We start from the raw sequence: 2142 nt of genomic DNA, 5'->3' as shown, positions 1-2142 counted from the left end.
AATTATTAAAAAATCCTCAAGGCACAGCACGTTATGAGGCTGTTCCAAAATTGAAAGCCATTTGCGATGAAGTAATAACAGAATTGCGGACGAGAACAGTATATATTTAAATCTATCAAATTTAGAAAACGAAATACCTATGGCCGCTTGTAACAATCAAAAGTTACAAGCAGTTTTTTTTTGGTCTTTTTAATGAGAATTCATGCCCTTTTCAATGATTTTTATTTTTTGTTTGAACATGCTTTAAAAAGATTTACATTTGCAAACTTGAAAGCAATAGCGATCTGCATTGTTTTTATCGAAGTTATATTAGCATAAAGAGCTTGCTAATTATCTCAAATCCAACAGTTTTAATTTTGTCAAGTTGGCAGGCAAGCATTGTCTGTAGACCTATTATTATATAAATAGCTTAAAAAAAAGAATGAAACAGTACTTCAATTTATTCGACTTCACCCAGAAAGTCAATTACAAAACAGAAATTTTAGCGGGGTTAACCGTGGCAATGACGATGATTCCAGAATCTCTTTCTTTTGCCATATTAGCCGGTTTTCCACCATTAGTGGGATTGTATGCTGCATTTATCATGGGGCTAGTTACGGCAATATTTGGTGGAAGACCGGGTATGGTTTCTGGAGGTGCAGGAGCTACAGTTATTGTATTAATTGCCTTGATGCAATCAAGCGGTTTAGAATATGTTTTTGCCGCAGTAGCTCTAGCGGGAGTATTGCAAATTCTCGTAGGAATATTTAAACTTGGTAAATTCATACGGTTGGTGCCACAACCAGTAATGTTCGGATTTGTAAATGGATTAGCAATAATCATCTTTATGTCTCAATTGGAGCAATTCAAAACGATGGTAAATGGTGAAAGTGTCTGGTTGTCAGGAGAACCATTATACATTATGTTAGGATTAGTTTTACTAACCATTGGAGTTGTTTTATTTTTCCCAAAAATAACTAAGGCTGTGCCTGCTTCATTAGTAGCGATTATTGTCGTTTTCGGTTTGGTATTAGGATTTGGAATTGATACAAAAACGGTTGCAGATATTGCTTCAGTTAGTGGTGGTTTTCCACCTTTTCATGTTCCTGAGATCGCTTTTACATTCGAAACTTTAAAATTAATATTTCCTTACTCGCTAATAATGGCTTCTGTAGGCTTAACAGAAGGATTACTAACATTGAATTTAGTAGATGAAATGACTGGCACAAAAGGTAGTGGTAATAGAGAATGTATCGCTCAAGGCGGAGCAAATATCTTAAATGGTTTTTTCTTTGGAATGGGTGGTTGCCCTATGATTGCTCAAACATTAGTAAATTTATCAGCGGGTTCGAGAGCAAGATTATCTGGGATAATTGCAGCTTTCACAATTTTGATAATCATTTTATTTGGTGCACCAGTGATAGAAAAATTACCTATCGCTGCACTTGTGGGAGTAATGGTAATGGTCGCTATTGGTACTTTTGAGTGGATTAGTTTGCGCATAATAAACAAGATGCCAAAGCACGATATATTTGTAGGTGTGCTAGTAGCAGTGATTACCATCATGCTTCATAACTTGGCTCTAGCTGTTCTTATAGGTGTAATTATTTCAGCGCTAGTGTTTGCCTGGGAAAGTGCTAAGAGAATTAGAGCTAAAAAATATATTGATGAAAATGGGGTAAAACATTATGAAATATATGGCCCTTTGTTCTTTGCTTCTACAACAGCTTTCAGTGAAAAATTTGATGTATTTGAAGATCCTACTGAAGTGATAATTGATTTTAGAGAAAGTAAAATTGCTGATATGAGTGCAATCGATGCTTTAAATAAAATTACAGAACGATATGCAAAGCTAGGTAAAAAAGTACATTTACGTCATCTAAGTAAAGATTGTCGTATTTTACTTGACAATGCAGACGATGTTATTGACATCAATATTATGGAAGACCCAACATACAAAGTGGCGGTTGATTAAATAAAAAAAAGGACTTGAAATAATCAAGTCCTTTTTTTATGCGTGTCTGTCCCGTCCTGAAATAGCGATACACAAAAAGTATCCTAATGGAAAAACATGAAGAAACACGCTATGTTAAGCGAACTCAAAAAGATTACTCAATGTCTTTTAAATTACAAATTGTTCAAGAAATTGAACGAGGAGAACTT

General features: G+C 34.6%; 1 protein-coding gene. It reads left to right on the top strand.

All coding sequences use genetic code 11. The annotated features are described in order from the left end of the window. The first annotated feature begins 421 nt into the window (after positions 1–421). On the top strand, positions 422–1954 hold the full coding sequence (locus P8M54_RS01980) for a SulP family inorganic anion transporter (RefSeq protein WP_300284446.1): 1533 nt from the start codon (positions 422–424) through the stop codon (positions 1952–1954). Positions 1955–2142 lie beyond the last annotated feature (188 nt).

It is taken from the genome of Flavobacterium sp. (assembly GCF_029242675.1).
Lineage (GTDB): Bacteria > Bacteroidota > Bacteroidia > Flavobacteriales > Flavobacteriaceae > Flavobacterium.
This window is presented reverse-complemented; position numbering and strand designations above follow the sequence as displayed.

What these genes read in the sequence shown, in the direction of transcription:
- P8M54_RS01980 (WP_300284446.1), top strand. Translation starts at nt 422, where the DNA reads ATGAAACAGTACTTCAATTTATTCGACTTCACCCAGAAAGTCAATTAC.